The sequence below is a fragment of the Nocardioides sp. Root140 genome (genome assembly GCF_001426745.1).
In the GTDB taxonomy this organism is placed as follows: Bacteria; Actinomycetota; Actinomycetes; order Propionibacteriales; family Nocardioidaceae; genus Nocardioides.
Genome location: NZ_LMFI01000010.1, coordinates 492,671 through 512,672, shown reverse-complemented (window position 1 = coordinate 512,672; position 20,002 = coordinate 492,671). Strand labels below are relative to the sequence as shown.

Genomic DNA, 20,002 nt, shown 5'->3' with positions numbered 1-20,002 from the left:
GGAACTGGCGACGGGTCAACGGGGCACGGGGACGGTGAGGGTGGCGACGGGGTTGTCGAACTCGTCGACCCGCAGGCTGACCTGGACCTGCCAGTCGCCGGGCTCCGGGAGCACGACGGGGGCCGTGTAGACACCAGTGCCCGAGCGTTCCAGGGGTACGGCGCCGAGGTCGACGTCGTCCGAGCGCATCGACACCACGGGTGCGGCGTACGGCGACACGGGCCGTCCGGCCGAGTCCTCGAGGTGCACGTGCAGCGTGGTGCGGCCCGGGGACGGCGGCGTCAGCAGCACCAGCACGGTCAGGTCACCGATGTCGGCCGAGACGAACTCCGCAGCAGCAGCCGGTGCCGGCTCCGCGGGTCGAGGTTCGGGTGACTGGGAGACCAGGAACCCGGTCAGCCCGAGCACGACGACCAGCAGCGACGTCTCGACCGTGACCGAGCGGCGGACCAGGTCGAAGGCATGGCGCGGAGTGCCGTCGTCGGGGGTGGCCAGCGCGCGGGGGAGCAGCACCCAGCGGTTGGCGGCGGCCACCGCCATGACGAGCACCGCGATGCCGACCTTGACCATCAGGACCGTGCCGTAGCGGGTGCCGAACAGCGCGTCCCAGGAGCCGACGATGCGCCAGGCCATGAACGATCCCGCGACCACCAGCAGGGCCAGGGTGCCGGCCGCCACGGTCGAGAACCGGGCGAGCGTGCGGGCCGCGAGATCGCCGTGTCGGCGCAGGGCTCCCAGGGTGAGGGCGAGCCCGACGAGTCCGCCGAGCCAGACCGCTCCGGTCACCAGGTGCAGCATGTCGGTGGCCAGCACGAGCGGTTGTGGACCAGTGGTGCGGGCGTGCCCGACCAGGGCGGGAGCGACGACCGCGACGGTCGCTCCGGCGAGGGCGACCGCGCGCAGGCGTCGGGTCCAGCCCCGGGCACGCCCCGCCGCGGTGAGTACGACGACCGCGACGCCCAGGCCCGACGCCACCAGGAGGGCGATCGTCAGGTCGTCGCCCACCAGTGCGAGGTCCCACGCACCAGCCGATGCGAGGTCGCCGAGACCGAGGAGCTGCTGGTGCACGGCGGTCAACGGCACCACCGCGAGTGCGGCGAGCCCGGCGACCGCGGCACACACCCGGGTGACCACCGTGAGCCGCCCGCGCACCCGGCCCACGTTCGCCCCCGGAGGCAGCAGCAGGCAGGCGAAGGCGATGAGTCCCGCGGCCAGGAGCAACGCGACGTACAACGCGCCCTGCGCGACACCGAGCGTGCCCGAGACCGCGGTCGACGGGTCCCTGACCTGACCCGGCGCGGCCACGTGCTCGCTGGGCTTGCCGACGGAGAACGTGAGCGACCCCGCCACCGGGTGACCGTCGTCGGAGACGATGCGCCACGTGACGACGTAGGTGCCGTCGCCCAACTCGTCGGGGAGATCGACGGTCACCTGACGGTCCCGGGCGGCGCTGTCGGAGTCGAGTGACCGACCGTCGGCGTCGAAGAGTGAGACCGCGTCGGACGGAAGGGTGACGCCCTCGTCGAAGGTGAGCGTGACCCGGTCGGGTGCCGAGACCAGCACCTCGCCCTCGGCCGGGTCGGAGCCGACGAGGGTGGCGTGTGCCGAGGCCGGTCCCGCCGATCCGAGCACGACCAGGAGCCCGGCGACGACGGCCAGCGCGATCCGCGCCAGACGCCGCGCCATCAGCGTCGGCGTACGAGGACCAGCGCCGCCCCTCCCACCAACAGTCCCAGGATGCCGACCCCGAAGGCGGCCATCTCCATCGAGCGGGATGCTGCCTCGGGGGAGCCCCCGGAGGCGTCGCTCGCAGTGCCCTCCTCGTGCGCGGCACTCTCAGCGTGCCCGGTGCCCTCGGCGCCCGCCTTCTCGGAACCGCTGATCGTGACCGTCGGCGCGGGCGACTCGAGCTGCTCCGGGTCCTGGCCCTCGGCGGCCACTTCGGTCCAGGCGGTCTCGCCCTTCTCGCAGGTCTGGATCACCGGGAAGGCGAGGGTCTCGCCCTCGGCGTCGGGAAGGGTCAACGACAGCTCGAAGGTGTCGCGTACGCCGTCGGGCAGGGGAGTCCTTGCCGTGTAGGTGACCGTGCCCACCCGTTCGGTGACCGTGTTGCCGTGGGCGTCGGTGGCCGGCTCGTCGAGCGGGACGATCTGCGTGCGCACCTTCCACAACGGGTTGCGGGTGGGGGTCACCGAGAGGATCTGCTCCGGGATCCGGAAGGTCATCCGGGTGGTCGCGGACCCCTCGCAGCCGTGGCCCACACTCGCGGTGAGCACGGTCGAGGCCCCGGCGCCGGTCTCAGAGGCGGTGATCGTGACGTGGGCGTCGGCGGCGGTCGGCGTACCCAGCACGACCAGGGCGGTGACGCAGGGCAGGGCGAGCAGTCGAGCTGCCTTCATGGGGCATCTCCTCAGGTGGGGGTCACCCGTCGTGGACGGCGGTGAGCTTCGAGAACACGACGAGGTTTCCGGTGTGGTGTCCGACGTTGGGGTCGAAGTTGCTGCAGGTGATCAGCCGCAGCGTCGGAGTGCTCAGGTCCCCGCCGTAGACGAGCTTCGTCGGGAAGCGGTCCTTGTCGAAGGTGCGCAGGGCGTAGACCGTGAAGGTCGCGCGTGTGCCGTCCTCCCGGTCGACGGTGACCTTGTCCCCGGGACGCAGTCGGCCGAGGTCGAGGAAGACGGACGCGCCCTCCTCCGTGGACACGTGTCCCTCGATGATCGAAGGTCCCGGTTGCCCCGGTGTCGGCGACTTGTCGAACCACGCCGCCTTGTCGAGGTCGGGGCCGGGCTGCGGAACCTCCAGGGTCCCGTCGTCCGCGGTGCCGACGGTGATGACCTCGGAGTCGACCCCGATCTTCGGGACCGTGAGGGTGATCGGGGTCGAGGGCCCGAGCGGCGGGTCCTTCTCCTCGGCCGCCTTGCCCGGCGTCGAGGAACCGGGGGAGCCGTCGGGTGAGGCGCTCCCGGGGTCGCGGGTCGCGTCGAGGGAACCGGTGTCGTCAGGTGCCGGCGGCGGGTCGGGGTCCTGGCCCTTCAGGGCGAGGACCAGGACCAGGATGCCGACGGCGGCCACCGCGGCGAGCAGGAGCCCGCCGCGGCGACCGCCAGTGACCGACATGTCAGGAACCTTCGACCTTCCGGTCAGGCGTCCTGCTCGACGCGGCGACGGCGGGCCATCATGCCGACGGCTGCGACCGAGAGCAGGCCGCCACCCAGGGCGAACATGCCCAGGTTCTCCACGCCGGCGGTCGAGCCGCTACCGGTGTCCACGCCACCGCTGGGCGTCTTGTCCAGGGCGCCGCAGAGCGCAGGGGCGGTTGCGGCCAGCGGCAGCGACGGCACCAGCTTGCTCTTGGCGTTGGCGGCCTTCTTGCTCAGCGTGGCCGGGTCGAGCCCGTGGACCACGATCACGCCGGTGCCCGAGCTCAGCTGGTCGACGGTGTCCTGGCTGAGCGTGATGGTGCGGTTGTACTCGAGGCTGTCGCCTCCGGGTGCGATCTTGATGTTGGTGCCGGCCTTGGGGCTGGTGTCGCCCTTGACCGACAGCGTGGTGCCGATGTCGCCGTACGCCGGAGTGCCTTCGACCGTGTCGACGATGCCGTCGCCGTTCTTGTCGAGGGCGAGGCCCGACGGGCAGGTGCCCTGGGCTCCGATGTGGATGTGCTGGACGTGCGGGTAGTCGGCGTTCATGAACGTCTTGGGCAGCCCGCTCCAGCTGAGCTCGACCGTGGCCTGGTCGCCCTGCACGGTGATCATGGCCATGCCGGACCCAGAGGATCCGTTCAGCGGGTCGAGGCTCGTCTGGTAGGTGCCGTCGGCGCCGTCAGCGAACGCGGCAGTGGGTGACATCGCAATGGTCACGGCTGCTGCCGCAAGGGGAATGAGCAATCGGATCGGCTTCTTCATTGAAGACTCCTCCTCCATGGCTCGCCCTTTCTGAATCGTGCGGGCGAGCACAGTTGCGAGTGATTCGGACCACTCGTGCCATCGGATTGGTGGGATCTGCCAAGTTCCGGGACGGAGCCACACCAATCCGGGTGTGCCTCCGGGACGAACCACTGGTGAACCGTTCGCGATCCGGCACGACGACGGGAGTCTGGAATGAACCGCACGACACGATGGGCTGCGGTCGCTGCGGCCTCGGTGCTGCTGACCGGCTGCGGCTCGACGGCGGCCGACAACGAGTCGAAGCCCGCGCCGGACAAGAGCTCGACGGGCTCCCACACGATGCCCGACGGCTCGGTGATGTCCGACGACGAGATGCAGTCGGGCGGCGCCGAACCAGCGGGCGCCGAGCCGTCTCCCGCGGCCCGCATGGTGTGTGACGGTGACGTCGCCGACGACGTGCAGCGCATCTCCGGTCTCGGGAAGGCCCCGACGCGCCAGGCGTCGTGGTCCGAGCCGATGTACACCTGCACCTACAGCCTCCCCGAGGGTCCGTTGGTCCTCTCGGTCCACGACGCCACCGACGCGCAGTCCGGGCGCGACCACTACGAGACACTGCGGACGACGCTCGACGACGCCCAGGACATCGTCGGCATGACCAGCCTCGGCCTGCCCGCCTACGAGACCGGCGACGGCGTCGCCGTGTTCATCAAGGACGACAAGACGCTCGAGGTCGACGCCACGGCACTGCCCGACGGGCTCGGCCCGGACGGCGACATGACGCAGGCGGACCTGGCCTACGCCGTGGCCACCAGCGTGCTGGCGTGCTGGGAGAAGCACACCTGAGTCGCGTCCCTTGAATTTGCTTAGCATGGGTAATGACCTATGCTAAACACATGCCAACTGTTGAGAAAGCCGTCCGCACCAATGCGGGGCTGGCCTCGGAGTTGCGGCTCTCGGTCATGCGCCTGCGTCGACGTCTCACGTCCGAGCGTGCTCCCGACAACGAGCTGAGCATCCCGACGATGGCGGTGCTCGGCTGCCTGGCGCGCCACGGCGACTGCACCGTCGGCCAGCTGGCCCGTCGAGAGCGGGTCCAGCCGCCGTCGATGACCCGCACCGTCAACAGCCTGGTCGACGGCGGCTACGCCACCCGCCGCCCCCACGAGTCCGACGGCCGCCAGGTCGTCGTGGCACTCACCGAGAAGGGTCGAGAGACCCTCCTGGCCGACCGTGCACGTCGAGACGCGTGGCTGGCCCGGCGCCTCTCCGACCTGACCACCGAGGAGCGCGCGGTCCTGCGTGCCGCCGCCCCGATCCTGCAACGCATGGCAGAGGAGGACTGACCACGCTTTGATCCCGCACCCCTTCCCTCGTCAGCACGCTGAGGCTCGGCCGTGAGTCCCACCTTCCGCTCCCTGCACAACCCGAACTACCGGCGCTATGCCGCCGGCAGCCTCGTCTCGAACGTCGGCACCTGGATGCAGCGAGTGGCCCAGGACTGGTTGATCCTGGTCCTCACGGCCAGCGGCACCGCCCTCGGCATCACCACCGGACTCCAGTTCCTGCCCGTCCTGCTCCTCTCGCCGTACGCCGGCGTGATCGCTGACCGCTTCGACAAGCGCCGCCTGCTGCAGGTGACCCAGGCCGCCATGGGTGTCGCCTCGTTCGCCCTCGGCCTGATCACCGTGCTCGGTGTGGTCGAGGTCTGGCACGTCTACACGATCGCCTTCGTCTTCGGCATCGCCTCCGCCTTCGACGCCCCCGCCCGCCAGTCGTTCGTCTCGGAGATGGTCGACGCCGACGACCTCACCAACGCGGTGGGGCTCAACTCGGCCACGTTCAACATGGCCCGCATCCTCGGCCCCGGCCTGGCCGGCCTGATGATCGGTGCCCTCGGCGGTGGCGCCTGGGCGACCGGCTGGGTGATCCTGATCAACGCGGTCTCCTACGCCGCCGTCATCTGGCAGCTCGAGCGCATGGACGCCGACCTCCTCCACACGCCGAAACGGGTCGAACGCGCCCCGGGGGCGCTCCGGGAGGGGGTCCGCTACGTCAGGGGGAAGCCCAAGATGGTGATGATCCTGATCCTGGTCTTCTTCGCCGGCACGTTCGGGATGAACTTCCAGATCACGTCCGCGCTGATGGCGACCGACGTCTACGGCAAGGGCGCCGGTGAGTTCGGCCTGCTCGGCTCGACGATGGCGATCGGTTCGCTGGCCGGTGCCCTGATGGCCGCCCGCCGGGTCCGGATCCGCATGCGGCTGCTGGTCGTGGCTGCGCTCGGGTTCGGCATCGCCGAGGTGGTGGCCGGCCTGATGCCGTCGTACGTCGCCTTCGCGCTGTTCAGTCCCGCGATCGGCCTCTGCACGCTCACCCTGCTCAACTCCGCCAACGCGGTGATGCAGCTCGAGTCCGACCCCCAGCTGCGCGGTCGGGTGATGGCGCTCTACATGACCATCGTGATGGGCGGTACGCCCCTCGGCTCACCCGTGATCGGGTGGATCGGGGAGTCCTTCGGGGCTCGCTGGACCCTGATCTTCGGTGGTCTGCTCACCATCGCCGGTGTCGGCGTGGCCGTGCTGGTGTTCTGGCGCATGAACAGGGGCTCTCGTTCCGTTTTGACCCCCGCTGGGGCACCGGGTAACGTGTTCCCTCGTGTCTGGGACAACCCGGCCGTTGCGCGTGCTCGAAAATAGTCGGCGCATCTGAAACGGCCGACACGCCCGAGCGCGGGGGTGGCCAGACGGGGTTGCCAAGCACCACCCGGACACCATGCCCAACCGGGCATTTGAGCAGTTTTCGTTCCCGACAAGTCGTCGGGTCCTGTGAGAGACAACGAAGGGGAACCACCAAGGTGCCCACCATTCAGCAGTTGGTCCGCAAGGGCCGCCAGGACAAGGTGTCGAAGAACAAGACGCCTGCCCTGAAGGGATCGCCGCAGCGCCGAGGCGTCTGCACCCGCGTCTACACCACCACCCCGAAGAAGCCGAACTCCGCCCTGCGCAAGGTCGCCCGTGTGCGCCTGTCCAGCGGCGTCGAGGTCACGGCGTACATCCCGGGCGTTGGCCACAACCTCCAGGAGCACTCGATCGTGCTCGTCCGCGGCGGTCGTGTGAAGGACCTCCCCGGTGTTCGCTACAAGATCATTCGCGGCTCGCTCGACACCCAGGGTGTCAAGAACCGCAAGCAGGCCCGTAGCCGCTACGGCGCGAAGAAGGAGAAGAGCTAATGCCTCGCAAGGGTCCCGCTCCCAAGCGCCCGATCGACGTCGACCCGGTCTACGGCTCGCCTGTCGTCTCCCAGCTCGTCAGCAAGGTGCTGATGGACGGCAAGAAGCAGGTCGCCCAGCGCATCGTCTACACCGCGCTCGAGGGTTGCCGCGAGAAGACCGGCACCGACCCCGTCGTCACGCTCAAGCGTGCACTCGACAACGTCAAGCCGGCCATCGAGGTCAAGTCCCGCCGTGTCGGTGGCGCGACCTACCAGGTTCCGGTCGAGGTCAAGGGCACCCGAGGCTCCACGCTCGCGCTGCGCTGGCTCGTCGGCTACGCGAAGGACCGTCGTGAGAAGACGATGGCCGAGCGCCTGATGAACGAGATCCTCGACGCCAGCAACGGCCTCGGTGCCGCTGTCAAGAAGCGCGAAGACACTCACAAGATGGCCGAGTCCAACAAGGCCTTCGCCCACTACCGCTGGTGACGCAGGCTCTCGAGCCTGTCATCGCGACCAACTCTTTTCGAGGGGACATCACTTAAGTGGCTGTCGACATCACCACGGACCTCAACACGGTCCGCAACATCGGCATCATGGCGCACATCGATGCCGGTAAGACCACCACCACCGAGCGCATCCTGTTCTACACGGGCATCACCTACAAGATCGGTGAAGTCCACGAGGGTGCGGCCACGATGGACTGGATGGAGCAGGAGCAGGAGCGTGGCATCACGATCACCTCTGCTGCGACCACCTGCTGGTGGAAGAAGCACCAGATCAACATCATCGACACCCCGGGTCACGTCGACTTCACCGCCGAGGTCGAGCGCTCGCTGCGCGTCCTCGACGGTGCCGTCGCGGTCTTCGACGGTGTTGCCGGTGTCGAGCCCCAGACCATGACGGTGTGGCGTCAGGCCAACAAGTACTCCGTCCCCCGCATGTGCTTCGTGAACAAGCTGGACCGCACCGGTGCCGACTTCTTCCGTTGCGTCGACATGATGGTCGAGCGGCTCAACTCCACCCCGCTGGTGCTCCAGATCCCGATCGGCGCCGAGGGCGACTTCCTCGGTGTCGTCGACCTGGTCGGCATGCGTGCCCTGACCTGGCGTGGCGAGACCACGATGGGTGAGGACTACACCGTCGAGGAGATCCCCGCCGAGCTGGCCGAGCAGGCCGCGGAATACCGCATCAAGCTGCTCGAGACGCTCTCCGAGGCCGACGACGAGATCATGGAGAAGTACCTCGAGGAGGGTGAGTTCACCGTCGAGGAGCTCGAGGCGGCCATCCGTCGCGCGACGCTCGCCGACAAGCTCAACCCGGTCCTCTGTGGCACCGCCTTCAAGAACAAGGGCGTCCAGCCCCTGCTCGACGCGGTCGTCAAGTTCCTTCCCTCGCCCCTCGACATCGAGGGCATCGTCGGGCACGCGCCCAACGACGAGGAGAAGGAGATCGTGCGTCAGCCTTCCGACGACGAGCCGTTCTCCGGTCTTGCCTACAAGATCGCGACCGACCCGCACCTCGGCAAGCTGATCTACGTCCGCGTCTACTCCGGCAAGCTCGAGGCCGGTTCGACGGTGCTCAACCCGGTCAACGGCCGCAAGGAGCGCATCGGCAAGGTCTACCAGATGCACGCCAACAAGCGCGAGGAGATCGCGTCGGTGGGTGCTGGCCAGATCGTCGCCGTCATGGGCCTCAAGGACACCAAGACCGGTCACACCCTGTGTGACCCGCAGAACCCGGTCGTCCTCGAGTCCATGTCGTTCCCGGCCCCGGTGATCGAGGTCGCCATCGAGCCGAAGACGAAGTCCGACCAGGAGAAGCTGGGCACCGCGATCCAGCGCCTCTCCGACGAGGACCCGACCTTCACGGTGAAGACCGACGAAGAGACCGGCCAGACGATCATCGCCGGCATGGGCGAGCTCCACCTGGAGATCCTCGTCGACCGCATGAAGCGCGAGTTCCGCGTCGAGGCGACCGTCGGCAAGCCGCAGGTGGCCTACCGCGAGACGCTCCGCAAGGACGTCACGAACCACAGCTACACCCACAAGAAGCAGACCGGTGGTTCGGGTCAGTTCGCCAAGGTCGTCATCTCGCTCGGCCCCAACATCGACCCGGAGACCGGCACTGGTGCCGGCTACGAGTTCGTGAACAACGTCTCGGGTGGCCGCGTGCCGCGCGAGTACATCCCGTCGGTCGACCAGGGTGGCCAGGCCGCCATGGAGTTCGGCGTGCTCGCCGGCTACCCGATGGTCGACGTGAAGTTCACGCTCGAGGACGGCGCCTACCACGACGTCGACTCGTCCGAGCTCGCGTTCAAGCTCGCCGGCAACCAGGCCTTCAAGGAGGCCGCCCGCATGGCGAAGCCGGTGCTGCTCGAGCCGATGTTCGCGGTCGAGGTGACCACCCCTGACAGCTTCCTCGGAACCGTCATCGGTGACATCAACTCGCGTCGCGGTCAGATCCAGGCACAGGAAGAGCGTCACGGCGACATGGTCGTCAACGCGCTCGTGCCGCTTTCCGAGATGTTCGGGTACGTTGGCGACCTGAGGTCCAAGACCTCAGGCCAGGCGTCGTACTCGATGGAGTTCGACTCGTACGCCGAGGTTCCCACGAACGTCGCCGACGAGATCATCAAGAAGGTTCGCGGCGAGTGACACTCGTCCGGATCCTCGGCACAGCAACACCCACATTTACGAGTCAAGAAACACACAACCCAGGAGGAGCCCACAGTGGCTAAGGCGAAGTTCGAGCGGACCAAGCCGCACGTCAACATCGGCACCATCGGTCACATCGACCACGGTAAGACGACGCTGACCGCGGCGATTACCAAGGTGCTGCACGACGCGTACCCGGAGCTGAACGCGGCTTCCGCATTCGACGAGATCGACAAGGCGCCCGAAGAGCGCCAGCGCGGCATCACGATCTCGATCGCGCACGTCGAGTACCAGACCGAGGCGCGCCACTACGCGCACGTTGACTGCCCGGGTCACGCGGACTACATCAAGAACATGATCACCGGTGCGGCCCAGATGGACGGCGCGATCCTCGTGGTCGCCGCCACCGACGGTCCGATGCCGCAGACGCGTGAGCACGTGCTGCTCGCCCGCCAGGTCGGCGTGCCGGCCCTGGTCGTGGCGCTCAACAAGTGCGACATGGTCGACGACGAGGAGCTCATCGAGCTCGTCGAGATGGAGGTGCGCGAGCTCCTCTCCGAGTACGAGTTCCCGGGCGACGACATCCCGGTCGTTCGCGTTGCCGCCTTCCCGGCGCTGCAGGGCGACGCCAAGTGGGGCGAGTCGATCCTCGAGCTGATGAAGGCTGTCGACGAGTCCATCCCGACTCCCGAGCGTGAGACCGACAAGCCGTTCCTCATGCCTGTCGAGGACGTCTTCACGATCACCGGTCGCGGCACCGTCATCACGGGCCGCATCGAGCGGGGCATCGTGAAGGTGAACGAGGAGGTCGAGATCATCGGCATCCGCGACACCGCTCAGAAGTCGGTCGTCACCGGCGTCGAGATGTTCCGCAAGCTGCTCGACGAGGGCCAGGCCGGTGAGAACGTCGGTCTGCTGCTTCGTGGCACCAAGCGCGAGGACATCGAGCGCGGCATGGTTGTCATCAAGCCGGGCACCACGACCCCGCACACCAACTTCGAGGCCTCGGTCTACATCCTCTCGAAGGAGGAGGGCGGCCGTCACACGCCGTTCTTCAACAACTACCGTCCGCAGTTCTACTTCCGTACGACGGACGTGACGGGCGTTGTGACCCTTCCCGAGGGCACCGAGATGGTCATGCCCGGTGACAACACCGAGATGGTCGTCGAGCTGATCCAGCCCATCGCCATGGACGAGGGTCTGCGCTTCGCCATCCGCGAGGGTGGCCGCACGGTTGGCGCCGGTCGCGTCACCAAGATCACCAAGTGATCTAGCCTCACCTGCTTCACCCGAAAGGCCCTGCACCGCTCGCGGTGCAGGGCCTTTCGCATCCCCAACCGTGGGTTCTTGATGCGCGAGCCGTGGGTTCTTGACGTCCGAGCCGTGAGTTCTTGGTGCAAGACCGCAAGAACCCACGGTTCGGGGCGCAACCATCCACGGTTCGCGACGCAAGAACACACGGTTCGTGCGGTCTGGTGGGATGGGGGCATGCCCCGTTTCTCGCGTGCCGAGCTCGAGTCGTTCCGCGACGCCGAGGTGCCCGACCTGGTCGGCCCCGGCCTCCGCCTGCTGTTCGTCGGGATCAACCCCGGTCTCTGGACGGCCGCCACGAAGACCCACTTCGCGCACCCGGTCAATCGCTTCTACCCGGCCCTGTACGCCGCGGGCATCACTCCGCGACCGATCGACCCGGCCGCGGGCATGACCGACGACGACCGGGCCATGATGATCGCCCGCGGGATCGGCATCACCAACCTCGTACGCCGGGCCACGGCCAGGGCCGACGAGCTCGATCGCGCGGAGCTTCGCACCGGCTCCGCGAGGCTGGCCGGGTTCGTCGCCGAGCACCGGCCACTCGTGGTGGCGGTCGCCGGGATCACGGCGTACCGCACCGCCTTCGGGCTACCGAAGGCACTCGCCGGTCGCCAGACCGAAGGCCTGGCCGGCGCCGACCTCTGGGTGGTGCCCAACCCGAGCGGCCTCAACGCCCACGAGACCGTCGCCTCCCTCGCCGAGGCGTACGCCGCGCCCGCCCGCGCCGCCGGCCTGCTCGACGTCTAAGCGTGCCTGCGGATGGCGCCGGACACGTGTCGGTGAATCCGGTCAGGGTGCTGCTCACCAAGTTTGCTGCGGGGCCTATGCCTACGCGGCTCAGAAGCGTGGTTGGCCGGAGCCGCCGCCGCTCCCGCCCTACCACGACGCCTGACGGGCAGTTCGCGAGCGCGCGCCCTTAGACTTGTCCGGCCATGAACCAGTCCCGCCCCGCCCGACCGCACAACAAGGTGACCGATGACGGTCGCCGGGTGCGCGAAGTGCTCACCTATTCGCGCCGGGGCAGCCGGCTCACACCCAAGCAACAGTTGGCCTGGGACGCGTACGCCGACCGCTACGTCATCCCCGACGACGCAGTGGACCAGCCCGAGTTCAGCCTGACCGGGCAGTTCACGACGGACCAGCCGCTGATCATCGAGATCGGCTGCGGAGTCGGTGAGGCGACCGCTGCGCTGGCCGCCGCGCGGTCGTCGTACAACGTGGTCGGCTTCGAGGTCTGGCACCCCGGGGTGGCCGAGACCATCGGTCGGCTCGGCGAGGCAGGCGTCGACAACGTGCGGATGAGCAGTGTCGACGCAGTCTGGTCGATGGAGCACCTGGTCGGGCCGGGCCAGCTCGCCGAGCTGTGGACGTTCTTCCCCGACCCGTGGCACAAGAAGCGGCACCACAAGCGTCGCCTGGTGACCCCCGACTTCGCCGCGCTGGTGGCCAGCCGACTGGTCGGCGGGGGAGTGTGGCGACTGGCCACCGACTGGGCCGACTATGCGGAGCAGATGGTGGAGGTGCTCGACGCAGAGCCGGCACTCAAGGGTGGCGTGGTCCCGCGCTGGGACGACCGTCCGGTGACCCGTTTCGAACGACGGGGCCTGGCCGAGGGCCGTGCGCCGATCGAGCTTCTCTACCGCAAGGTCTGACTCGCGTGCCGCCCGACCACTCCGACGAGAGCTGCACCGACCTCGGCATCCTGAGGGTCAGTCGCCAGGAGTGGTACGCCGCAGCAGGCGAGGAGCTCAGGTTCGACCAGGTGCCGAATCCTGCGTACGCGGTGCCGGGTCAGGAAGGCGGACCCGAACGGCCGGGCAACGATCGCCCGGCCTTCGGCTGCTTGATCGTCGTCGTCGCGATGCTCGTTGCCACGTCTCTCGCCACCAACTACTGGCGCCATGGTCAGACGTCGCTCGGCTGGATCATGCTGGGCCTGGCGCTGCTCGTGGGGCTGGGCGTCGCGAAGCTCCTGGCGTTCATGGGAGGCCGCTTCATCGACGTCGCCATGGCCCGCCGGGTGGCCCGACCCTGGACCGACTTCGCCGCGGCCGCCGACTCCGCGGACCGTGACCACTTCGACCTGTCCTGGTCCGTGTTCGCAGCACACGAGGCCGAGATGCGGGCCGCCGTGACCGCTCTAGGGGAGGACCAGCTCTCCGACGTCGAGAGGGCCCGGCTGCAGTCCCGGGCCGACGAGCTCGGCGCCGAAGCGTTCGCGCTACGGGCCCATGCCGAGCGGGTGAGCCGAGCACTCGATTCACAGACCGGGGACACCGGCGTACGACGCGGGCTGATCGACACCCTCCCAGCATTCGACGCCGACGAGCTGGCCTCGGCGGCCTCGGCCACCGAGACCGTGGTGTCGGCCGGCCTGGCGCCGCTCAGAGGCCGGGAGGACGACATCGACTTCGCGTCGCTGGTGCAGCTCCGACGCCGCCACTACGCCGCGCCCGGGGCCGACCTCGAACTGCCGAATCCACGCCGACCTTTTGTCGACGTCAAGAAGGCGCGGACTCGGCGTCGCGTTCACGGAGTGCGCAGCGGCGCTGCCACCGGGCTTGCCCTGCTCGCGCTCGTCAGCTTCTGCATCCTGCTCGTCACCGCCTTCACCGGACCGGTGCTCGCGTGCGTGCTGGCCGGTGTCGCGGCGATCCTGGCTGTCGGCATGTTCGGGGTGATCACTCCCGAGGACCCTCACCTGCACATGGTGGTGATGCCGGCGGAGCTGGCGATGCCGTGGGCCGACGTCATGGCGGCCGCGCAGTTCGTCGCCAGCGGTCGCGCCGCGGTCGGGTCGGTGCACGCGATCGGCGCGGCGGAGCCCCGTGCCCGAGCCGCGTTGAGCATCCTCTTCGAGGATCATCAGGCCCGGCGGATTGCCGAGAGCAGGTCAGCAGAGAGAAGCCCGGCCGTGCTCGGGGTGCTGGCCGACCAGGACCGCACCGAGGTGCGCGAGGACAGTCATGACCTGTGCGCTCGCATCTGGGCCCTGCACCGCATCGAGATCCTTGCCGACGAGCAGTTGCAGGACGCCGCCGAGGTGGGAGACCTCTGACACGAGACCCGTCGAGAGCTGGTCGAACCACCGACATCCGGTGGCACTGAACACGTCAGCGTCGGGGGAGTGGCTCAGGAAGGCTCGTCGGCCGGACCCAGCAGGGCGAGCTCCTCGTCGACGTACTCGTCCTCGATGCCGGCCGCGTCGAGCTCGAGTCGCAGGCCGTGTTGCACCGTGCGCGCCTCGTCGGTCCGGCCCAGGAGCCGCAGGGTCCAGCCGACCATCCAGCGGGCGATCTGGATCTCCCGCGCCGACCCGATGCGGATCCGGGCGGTCAGGGCCTGGCGGAAGGTCTCCAGGGCCTCTTCGAGCTGAGCGTCGTCGACGAGCGCGCAGCCCAGGTTGTTGAGCAGGGAGGCGTCCCAGTCGCGGGCCCGCTGCTCCTGCGAGGCGAGTGCGACGTCGAGGGCGCGGCGGTTCGCGGCGGCCTGGTCGGCGGGTGACTCGACCATCAGGGCCAGCATGTGCAGGGCGTCGACGTGGAGTGCCTCGAGCCCTGCCACGCCGGCCGCGGACGCGGCTGCCTCGAACTCCGTGGCGGCGTGCGCCGGGTCGTGGCCGGCGCTGCGGAGAAGGCGGCCACGCTCGAGATGAATGCGGGTGGCGACCTCGGGGGAGAGGGAAGGGTCCAGGCCGTCGAGCACGCCGTGCGCCTCGGCGTACTGCTCGAGCAGGCCGAGCGCCCGCGCCTCCTGGGTGGCCAGCACGGAGTCGGCCGGCGAGTCGCCGGTCGCGGCGGCACGGAGGGCCCGGAACCTCTCGAGGCTCGACGAGGGGTCCTCGAAGTCCCACAACTGCTCAGGAATCACCGATTCAGTGTCCAACGGGGTACCTTTCGGAGGCATCAACGGGGCGATTGTGCCCCGAACCGGAGTGTCGCAGGATCCCCGCCCCAACCGATTTGGTAAGTCGGGGTGATCTCTGCCAAGATAGTCCGGTTGCTCCGGCGGGTCGCCGGGGTGCGGCAAACTTGACTACTGAATCGCGTCTCTTGAGTTCGAGATCGGTGGTCGGCGTGCGTCCGCACCGCTCTGAGCCATCAGAGGGAGACCCGATCAGCTCGACGAACCCGTCGGGCGCCACCAACAAATCCAGCGGAATCACGGCTGTAGTTGCGCGAAGTCAGCGCGACACGCCCGACCGCGGGGGTCGGCGGAGCGCGGCGGGACGACTTCACCCGGAGTCGTGTCGAGACAGACTGCACGCGGTACCCACACCGGTACTAGAGACAAGGGACGAGAGAGACCTATGGCGGGACAGAAGATCCGCATCAGGCTCAAGGCCTATGACCACGAGGTGATCGACACCTCGGCGCGGAAGATTGTTGACACCGTGACCCGTACGGGCGCGAAGGTCGCCGGCCCTGTGCCGCTGCCGACCGAGAAGAACGTCTATTGCGTGATTCGCTCGCCGCACAAGTACAAGGACTCCCGCGAGCACTTCGAGATGCGCACCCACAAGCGCCTCATCGACATCATTGACCCCACGCCGAAGACGGTCGACTCGCTCATGCGCCTCGACCTGCCTGCCGGTGTCGACATCGAGATCAAGCTCTGAGGTCGGGAGTCATGACTACTGAACACAACATCAAGGGCCTTGTAGGCACCAAGCTGGGCATGACCCAGACCTGGGACGAGAACAACAAGATCGTCCCCGTCACCGTGATCGCGGCTTCGACCAACGTCGTCACCCAGGTCCGCCAGCCCGAGACCGATGGCTACAACGCCATCCAGATCGGCTTCGGCGAGATCGAGGGACGCAAGGTCACCAAGCCTGCCTCGGGTCACTTCGAGAAGGCCGGCGTCACGCCGCGCCGTCACCTCGTCGAGATCCGCACCGCTGACGCCGCGTCGTACTCCGTCGGCCAGGAGATCAGCCCCGAGCTGTTCGCCGCCGGCGACGAGATCGACGTCACCGGCACCAGCAAGGGCAAGGGCTACGCCGGTGTCATGAAGCGTCACGGCTTCCACGGTGTGTCCGCCTCGCACGGTGCCCACCGCAACCACCGCAAGCCCGGCTCGATCGGCGCCTGCGCCACTCCGGGTCGTGTCTTCAAGGGCATGCGCATGGCCGGCCGGATGGGTGGCGACACGATCACCACCCAGAACGTCACCGTCCACGCCGTCGACGTCGAGAAGGGCCTCGTGCTGCTCAAGGGTGCCGTTCCCGGCCCCAAGGGTGGGCTCGTCGTCCTGCGCTCGGCCGTCAAGAAGGAGGTCTCCCAGTGAGCACCAACGCGAAGGTCGCCAAGGTCGACCTCCCCGCCGAGATCTTCGACGTCCAGGTCAGCATCCCGCTGATCCACCAGGTCGTCGTGGCCCAGCAGGCCGCTGCGCGTCAGGGGACGCACTCCACCAAGACGCGCGCCGAGGTGCGCGGTGGTGGTCGCAAGCCCTACAAGCAGAAGGGCACCGGCCGCGCCCGTCAGGGCTCGACCCGCGCGCCGCAGTTCGCCGGCGGTGGCATCGTCCACGGTCCGCAGCCGCGTGACTACGACCAGCGCACCCCCAAGAAGATGAAGGCCGCCGCCCTCAAGGGCGCGCTGACCGACCGGGCCGTCAACGACCGCATCCACGTGGTCGAGTCCCTCGTCTCCGGCTCCAAGCCGTCGACCAAGGACGCCATTGCCGCCCTGGCCTCGCTCAGCGAGCGCAAGAACTTCCTGGTCGTGCTCGAGCGTGGCGACAACCTCACCTGGCTGTCCCTGCGCAACGCGCCGAACGTCCACATCCTGGCCGTCGACCAGCTCAACACCTACGACGTCCTGCACTCCGACGACGTGGTCTTCACCAAGGGCTCGTTCGACGCCCTGGTGGCCGGTACGCCGAAGGGCAAGTCGGTCAAGGCCGTTGCCGCTGAGTCCGAGACCACGGAGGCCCCGGCCGCCGAGGTCAAGGCCTTCGCAGCCGTCGACGACGCCGACCACGCCGGTGGCGCACAGCCGCTGGAGAACGGCGACGCGCCCGAGGGCTACGAGATCAAGGGCAACAAGGACTCCATGAAGTACCACGCCCCCGGTGGCCGCTGGTACGACGCCACGGTGGCCGAGGTCTGGTTCAAGACCGCTGCCGACGCCGAGGCCGCTGGCTTCGTCGAGGCCGGCAAGAAGGCTGCTGCCACTGAGGAGGACGACAAGTGAGCACCCTGAACAAGGACCCCCGCGACATCCTGATCGCGCCGGTCGTGTCCGAGAAGAGCTACGCCCTTCTCGACGCCAACAAGTACACCTTCGTCGTGCGTCCCGACGCCAACAAGACCGAGATCAAGATCGCGGTCGAGAAGGTGTTCAACGTCAAGGTCACGTCGGTCAACACGATCAACCGCCAGGGCAAGACGCGTCGTACGCGTTTCGGCATGGGCAAGCGCGCGGACACCAAGCGCGCCATCGTCAGCCTCGCTGAGGGCCACCGCATCGACATCTTCGGGGGCCCGGTCTCCTGACCGGCGCCTTCTAGCAGAGGACTGAGAGAAAATGGCTATCCGCAAGTACAAGCCGACTACCCCGGGCCGTCGTGGCTCGTCGGTCGCCGACTTCGTCGAGATCACCCGGACCACTCCGGAGAAGTCGCTGACGCGCCCGCTGCCCAAGAAGGGCGGCCGCAACAACCAGGGACGCATCACCACGCGTCACCAGGGTGGCGGTCACAAGCGTGCCTACCGCGTCATCGACTTCCGTCGCTACGACAAGGACGGTGTCCCGGCCAAGGTCGCGCACATCGAGTACGACCCCAACCGCACCGCGCGCATCGCGCTGCTGCACTACGCCGACGGCGAGAAGCGCTACATCATCGCGCCGAAGGGCCTGGAGCAGGGCACGCCGGTCGAGTCGGGCGCCAACGCCGACATCAAGCCGGGCAACAACCTGCCGCTGCGCAACATCCCCGTCGGTTCGACGATCCACTGTGTGGAGCTTCGTCCGGGCGGCGGAGCGAAGATCGCCCGCTCGGCCGGCAACTCGGCCCAGCTCGTCGCCAAGGAGGGCTCGCGCGCCACACTGCGCATGCCGTCCGGCGAGATGCGCTTCGTCGACGTGCGCTGCCGCGCCACGATCGGTGAGGTCGGCAACGCCGAGCAGTCGAACATCAACTGGGGCAAGGCCGGCCGCATGCGCTGGAAGGGCAAGCGCCCGACCGTCCGTGGTGTCGTCATGAACCCGGTCGACCACCCGCACGGTGGTGGTGAGGGCAAGACGTCCGGTGGTCGCCACCCGGTGTCCCCCTGGGGCAAGCCCGAGGGCCGCACGCGCAAGCGCAAGGCCTCCGACTCCCAGATCATTCGTCGCCGCAAGTCCGGCAAGGGTAGGAAGTAACCGACTATGCCTCGTAGCCTGAAGAAGGGCCCGTTCGTCGACGGCCACCTGCAGAAGAAGGTGGACGCCGAAAACGAAAAGGGCTCGCACAACGTCATCAAGACCTGGTCGCGCCGGTCGATGATCGTGCCCGACATGATCGGTCACACCATCGCCGTGCACGACGGTCGCAAGCACGTTCCCGTCTTCGTGTCCGACTCGATGGTCGGCCACAAGCTCGGTGAATTTGCCCCGACCCGCACCTACCGCGGGCACGTGAAGGAAGACCGGAAGGGACGTCGTCGATGAGTGTCACAGAGCGTAAGCGCACCAGCGCACGCCGCGATTCGCTTCTCGGTGACCAGCCCGGCGCCTTCGCGAGCGCCCGCTTCGTGCGGATCACCCCGATGAAGGCCCGCCGTGTCGTCGACATGGTTCGCGGTCTGCCCGTCGAGGACGCCCTCGCGCTGCTGCAGTTCGCGCCGCAGTCGGCCGCCGAGACCGTGTTCAAGATCCTCGAGAGCGCCGTTGCGAACGCCGAGACCACCGAGGGGCTGGACGCCGGCACCCTGGTGATCTCGACCGCGATGGTCGACGAGGGTCCGACGATGAAGCGTTGGCGCCCGCGTGCGCAGGGCCGGGCCACCCGGATCAACAAGCGCACCAGCCACATCACTCTTGTTGTGCAGCCGGCGGACGTCGTCGCTGCGCAGAAGAACGTGAAGAAGGGACGGACTGCCTGATGGGGCAGAAAATCAACCCGAACGGCTTCCGCCTCGGCATCTCGACGGACCACAAGAGCCGTTGGTACGCCGACAAGCTGTACAAGTCGTACGTCGGTGAAGACGTCGCGATCCGCAAGCTGCTCTCCAAGGGCATGGAGCGGGCCGGCATCTCCAAGGTCGAGATCGAGCGCACCCGTGACCGTGTCCGCGTGGACATCCACACGGCCCGCCCGGGCATCGTCATCGGTCGCCGCGGCGCCGAGGCCGACCGCATCCGCGGCGAGCTCGAGAAGCTCACCGGCAAGCAGGTGCAGCTGAACATCCTCGAGGTCAAGAACCCCGAGGTCGACGCGCAGCTGGTCGCCCAGGGCGTTGCCGAGCAGCTCTCCGGCCGTGTCCAGTTCCGTCGTGCCATGCGCAAGGCGATCCAGACGTCCATGCGCTCCGGCGCCAAGGGCATCCGGATCCAGTGCTCGGGCCGACTGAACGGCGCGGAGATGTCGCGTACCGAGTTCTACCGCGAGGGTCGCGTGCCGCTGCACACCCTGCGTGCGGACATCGACTACGGCTTCTACGAGGCTCGCACCACCTTCGGCCGCATCGGCGTGAAGGTCTGGATCTACAAGGGCGAGGTCGCCGGCACCCGTGCCGAGCGCGAGGCGCAGGCTGCTGCCCGCGCCGGTGCCCCCGGTCGTGGCGGTCGTGGCGGCCGTGGCGGAGAGCGCCCGAGCCGTGGCTCGCGTGGCGACCGTCCCAACCGCTCGGACCGTTCGGCCACCGCCGAGGCGCCTGCCGCCGAGGCTCCCGCAGCCGAGGCCCCCGCGGCCGAGGCAACCGCTGCTACCTCTGGGGAGGCCTGA

Annotated in this window: 23 protein-coding genes; 18 read left to right on the top strand and 5 right to left on the bottom strand. The window is 68.4% G+C overall.

All coding sequences use genetic code 11. The features are described 5' to 3' along the window. Nucleotides 1–15 precede the first annotated feature (15 nt). Genes ASD30_RS12880 through ASD30_RS12865 form a run of 4 tightly spaced genes read right to left on the bottom strand, consistent with a single transcriptional unit; the run spans nucleotide 16 to nucleotide 3,905 of the window. The gene (locus ASD30_RS12880) at nucleotides 16–1,686 is read right to left on the bottom strand and encodes a copper resistance protein CopC (RefSeq protein WP_056681825.1); all 1,671 of its coding nucleotides are present in this window, start codon (nucleotides 1,684–1,686) and stop codon (nucleotides 16–18) included. Further along, entirely contained in the window at nucleotides 1,686–2,399 is a 714-nt protein-coding gene (locus ASD30_RS12875) for a YcnI family copper-binding membrane protein (protein WP_056681822.1), read from the bottom strand. Before ASD30_RS12875 ends, ASD30_RS12880 begins: the two co-directional genes overlap by 1 nt. Nucleotides 2,400–2,421: 22 nt before the next feature. Then, the gene (locus ASD30_RS12870) at nucleotides 2,422–3,117 is read right to left on the bottom strand and encodes a class F sortase (RefSeq protein WP_056681819.1); all 696 of its coding nucleotides are present in this window, start codon (nucleotides 3,115–3,117) and stop codon (nucleotides 2,422–2,424) included. A gap of 23 nt (nucleotides 3,118–3,140) precedes the next feature. Next, complete coding sequence (locus tag ASD30_RS12865) at nucleotides 3,141–3,905, bottom strand: hypothetical protein (protein WP_056681817.1); 765 nt, start codon at nucleotides 3,903–3,905, stop codon at nucleotides 3,141–3,143. Between the two features lie 195 nt (nucleotides 3,906–4,100). Between ASD30_RS12865 and ASD30_RS12860 the strand changes: the two genes are divergently transcribed. The 10 genes from ASD30_RS12860 to ASD30_RS12815 all read left to right on the top strand — a co-directional run bounded on the left by ASD30_RS12860 (nucleotide 4,101) and on the right by ASD30_RS12815 (nucleotide 14,126). Then, nucleotides 4,101–4,730: a hypothetical protein gene (locus ASD30_RS12860; protein ID WP_056681814.1), complete on the top strand. Its 630-nt coding sequence runs from the start codon at nucleotides 4,101–4,103 to the stop codon at nucleotides 4,728–4,730. A gap of 50 nt (nucleotides 4,731–4,780) precedes the next feature. Continuing rightward, nucleotides 4,781–5,230 (top strand): MarR family winged helix-turn-helix transcriptional regulator, encoded by a 450-nt coding sequence (locus ASD30_RS12855; protein WP_056681812.1) that lies wholly within the window; start codon nucleotides 4,781–4,783, stop codon nucleotides 5,228–5,230. Nucleotides 5,231–5,281: 51 nt separating this feature from the next. Next, nucleotides 5,282–6,583: an MFS transporter gene (locus ASD30_RS12850; protein ID WP_056681809.1), complete on the top strand. Its 1,302-nt coding sequence runs from the start codon at nucleotides 5,282–5,284 to the stop codon at nucleotides 6,581–6,583. A gap of 158 nt (nucleotides 6,584–6,741) precedes the next feature. After that, nucleotides 6,742–7,116 (top strand): 30S ribosomal protein S12, encoded by a 375-nt coding sequence (gene rpsL / locus ASD30_RS12845; protein WP_056681807.1) that lies wholly within the window; start codon nucleotides 6,742–6,744, stop codon nucleotides 7,114–7,116. Continuing rightward, nucleotides 7,116–7,586, top strand: a complete 471-nt coding sequence (rpsG, locus tag ASD30_RS12840) for a 30S ribosomal protein S7 (protein WP_056681804.1) — start codon at nucleotides 7,116–7,118, stop codon at nucleotides 7,584–7,586. Before rpsL ends, rpsG begins: the two co-directional genes overlap by 1 nt. 56 nt (nucleotides 7,587–7,642) lie before the next feature. After that, nucleotides 7,643–9,754 carry an elongation factor G gene (gene fusA, locus ASD30_RS12835; protein ID WP_056681802.1) on the top strand — a complete coding sequence of 704 codons (2,112 nt, stop codon included), beginning with the start codon at nucleotides 7,643–7,645 and terminating at the stop codon, nucleotides 9,752–9,754. Nucleotides 9,755–9,829: 75 nt separating this feature from the next. Next, the gene (tuf, locus tag ASD30_RS12830; RefSeq protein WP_056681799.1) at nucleotides 9,830–11,023 is read left to right on the top strand and encodes an elongation factor Tu; all 1,194 of its coding nucleotides are present in this window, start codon (nucleotides 9,830–9,832) and stop codon (nucleotides 11,021–11,023) included. Between the two features lie 219 nt (nucleotides 11,024–11,242). Then, nucleotides 11,243–11,815 carry a mismatch-specific DNA-glycosylase gene (locus ASD30_RS12825; protein ID WP_056681796.1) on the top strand — a complete coding sequence of 191 codons (573 nt, stop codon included), beginning with the start codon at nucleotides 11,243–11,245 and terminating at the stop codon, nucleotides 11,813–11,815. 185 nt (nucleotides 11,816–12,000) lie between these two features. Further along, nucleotides 12,001–12,720 carry a tRNA (guanosine(46)-N7)-methyltransferase TrmB gene (trmB, locus tag ASD30_RS12820; RefSeq protein ID WP_056681793.1) on the top strand — a complete coding sequence of 240 codons (720 nt, stop codon included), beginning with the start codon at nucleotides 12,001–12,003 and terminating at the stop codon, nucleotides 12,718–12,720. Between the two features lie 5 nt (nucleotides 12,721–12,725). Next, the gene (locus tag ASD30_RS12815) at nucleotides 12,726–14,126 is read left to right on the top strand and encodes a hypothetical protein (RefSeq protein ID WP_056681789.1); all 1,401 of its coding nucleotides are present in this window, start codon (nucleotides 12,726–12,728) and stop codon (nucleotides 14,124–14,126) included. A gap of 74 nt (nucleotides 14,127–14,200) precedes the next feature. On the opposite strand, the gene ASD30_RS12810 is transcribed toward ASD30_RS12815, so the two are convergent. Beyond that, on the bottom strand, nucleotides 14,201–14,938 hold the full coding sequence (locus ASD30_RS12810; protein ID WP_156393637.1) for a tetratricopeptide repeat protein: 738 nt from the start codon (nucleotides 14,936–14,938) through the stop codon (nucleotides 14,201–14,203). 439 nt (nucleotides 14,939–15,377) lie between these two features. On the opposite strand from ASD30_RS12810, the gene rpsJ reads away from it, so the two are divergent. From rpsJ to rpsC, 8 genes are read left to right on the top strand one after another with little or no spacing between them, the layout of a single operon-like run. Next, the gene (gene rpsJ, locus ASD30_RS12805; RefSeq protein ID WP_008360994.1) at nucleotides 15,378–15,686 is read left to right on the top strand and encodes a 30S ribosomal protein S10; all 309 of its coding nucleotides are present in this window, start codon (nucleotides 15,378–15,380) and stop codon (nucleotides 15,684–15,686) included. An 11-nt stretch (nucleotides 15,687–15,697) separates the two neighbouring features. Next, on the top strand, nucleotides 15,698–16,357 hold the full coding sequence (rplC, locus tag ASD30_RS12800) for a 50S ribosomal protein L3 (protein ID WP_056681783.1): 660 nt from the start codon (nucleotides 15,698–15,700) through the stop codon (nucleotides 16,355–16,357). Beyond that, nucleotides 16,354–17,268, top strand: a complete 915-nt coding sequence (gene rplD, locus ASD30_RS12795) for a 50S ribosomal protein L4, sunset domain variant (RefSeq protein WP_056681779.1) — start codon at nucleotides 16,354–16,356, stop codon at nucleotides 17,266–17,268. Before rplC ends, rplD begins: the two co-directional genes overlap by 4 nt. Beyond that, nucleotides 17,265–17,570 carry a 50S ribosomal protein L23 gene (gene rplW / locus ASD30_RS12790; protein WP_056681776.1) on the top strand — a complete coding sequence of 102 codons (306 nt, stop codon included), beginning with the start codon at nucleotides 17,265–17,267 and terminating at the stop codon, nucleotides 17,568–17,570. The genes rplD and rplW overlap by 4 nt, the downstream gene beginning before the upstream one ends. 31 nt (nucleotides 17,571–17,601) lie before the next feature. After that, the gene (gene rplB, locus ASD30_RS12785) at nucleotides 17,602–18,438 is read left to right on the top strand and encodes a 50S ribosomal protein L2 (RefSeq protein WP_056681773.1); all 837 of its coding nucleotides are present in this window, start codon (nucleotides 17,602–17,604) and stop codon (nucleotides 18,436–18,438) included. 6 nt (nucleotides 18,439–18,444) lie between these two features. Continuing rightward, nucleotides 18,445–18,726: a 30S ribosomal protein S19 gene (gene rpsS / locus ASD30_RS12780; protein ID WP_056681770.1), complete on the top strand. Its 282-nt coding sequence runs from the start codon at nucleotides 18,445–18,447 to the stop codon at nucleotides 18,724–18,726. Further along, on the top strand, nucleotides 18,723–19,160 hold the full coding sequence (gene rplV, locus ASD30_RS12775; RefSeq protein ID WP_082563813.1) for a 50S ribosomal protein L22: 438 nt from the start codon (nucleotides 18,723–18,725) through the stop codon (nucleotides 19,158–19,160). Before rpsS ends, rplV begins: the two co-directional genes overlap by 4 nt. Further along, nucleotides 19,160–20,002, top strand: a complete 843-nt coding sequence (gene rpsC, locus ASD30_RS12770; RefSeq protein WP_056681767.1) for a 30S ribosomal protein S3 — start codon at nucleotides 19,160–19,162, stop codon at nucleotides 20,000–20,002. The genes rplV and rpsC overlap by 1 nt, the downstream gene beginning before the upstream one ends.

What these genes read in the sequence shown, in the direction of transcription:
- ASD30_RS12880 (WP_056681825.1), bottom strand. Translation starts at nt 1,686, where the DNA reads ATGGCGCGGCGTCTGGCGCGGATCGCGCTGGCCGTCGTCGCCGGGCTC.
- ASD30_RS12875 (WP_056681822.1), bottom strand. Translation starts at nt 2,399, where the DNA reads ATGAAGGCAGCTCGACTGCTCGCCCTGCCCTGCGTCACCGCCCTGGTC.
- ASD30_RS12870 (WP_056681819.1), bottom strand. Translation starts at nt 3,117, where the DNA reads ATGTCGGTCACTGGCGGTCGCCGCGGCGGGCTCCTGCTCGCCGCGGTG.
- ASD30_RS12865 (WP_056681817.1), bottom strand. Translation starts at nt 3,905, where the DNA reads ATGAAGAAGCCGATCCGATTGCTCATTCCCCTTGCGGCAGCAGCCGTG.
- ASD30_RS12860 (WP_056681814.1), top strand. Translation starts at nt 4,101, where the DNA reads ATGAACCGCACGACACGATGGGCTGCGGTCGCTGCGGCCTCGGTGCTG.
- ASD30_RS12855 (WP_056681812.1), top strand. Translation starts at nt 4,781, where the DNA reads ATGCCAACTGTTGAGAAAGCCGTCCGCACCAATGCGGGGCTGGCCTCG.
- rpsG (WP_056681804.1), top strand. Translation starts at nt 7,116, where the DNA reads ATGCCTCGCAAGGGTCCCGCTCCCAAGCGCCCGATCGACGTCGACCCG.
- ASD30_RS12825 (WP_056681796.1), top strand. Translation starts at nt 11,243, where the DNA reads ATGCCCCGTTTCTCGCGTGCCGAGCTCGAGTCGTTCCGCGACGCCGAG.
- trmB (WP_056681793.1), top strand. Translation starts at nt 12,001, where the DNA reads ATGAACCAGTCCCGCCCCGCCCGACCGCACAACAAGGTGACCGATGAC.
- rpsJ (WP_008360994.1), top strand. Translation starts at nt 15,378, where the DNA reads ATGGCGGGACAGAAGATCCGCATCAGGCTCAAGGCCTATGACCACGAG.
- rplC (WP_056681783.1), top strand. Translation starts at nt 15,698, where the DNA reads ATGACTACTGAACACAACATCAAGGGCCTTGTAGGCACCAAGCTGGGC.
- rplB (WP_056681773.1), top strand. Translation starts at nt 17,602, where the DNA reads ATGGCTATCCGCAAGTACAAGCCGACTACCCCGGGCCGTCGTGGCTCG.
- rpsS (WP_056681770.1), top strand. Translation starts at nt 18,445, where the DNA reads ATGCCTCGTAGCCTGAAGAAGGGCCCGTTCGTCGACGGCCACCTGCAG.
- rplV (WP_082563813.1), top strand. Translation starts at nt 18,723, where the DNA reads ATGAGTGTCACAGAGCGTAAGCGCACCAGCGCACGCCGCGATTCGCTT.
- rpsC (WP_056681767.1), top strand. Translation starts at nt 19,160, where the DNA reads ATGGGGCAGAAAATCAACCCGAACGGCTTCCGCCTCGGCATCTCGACG.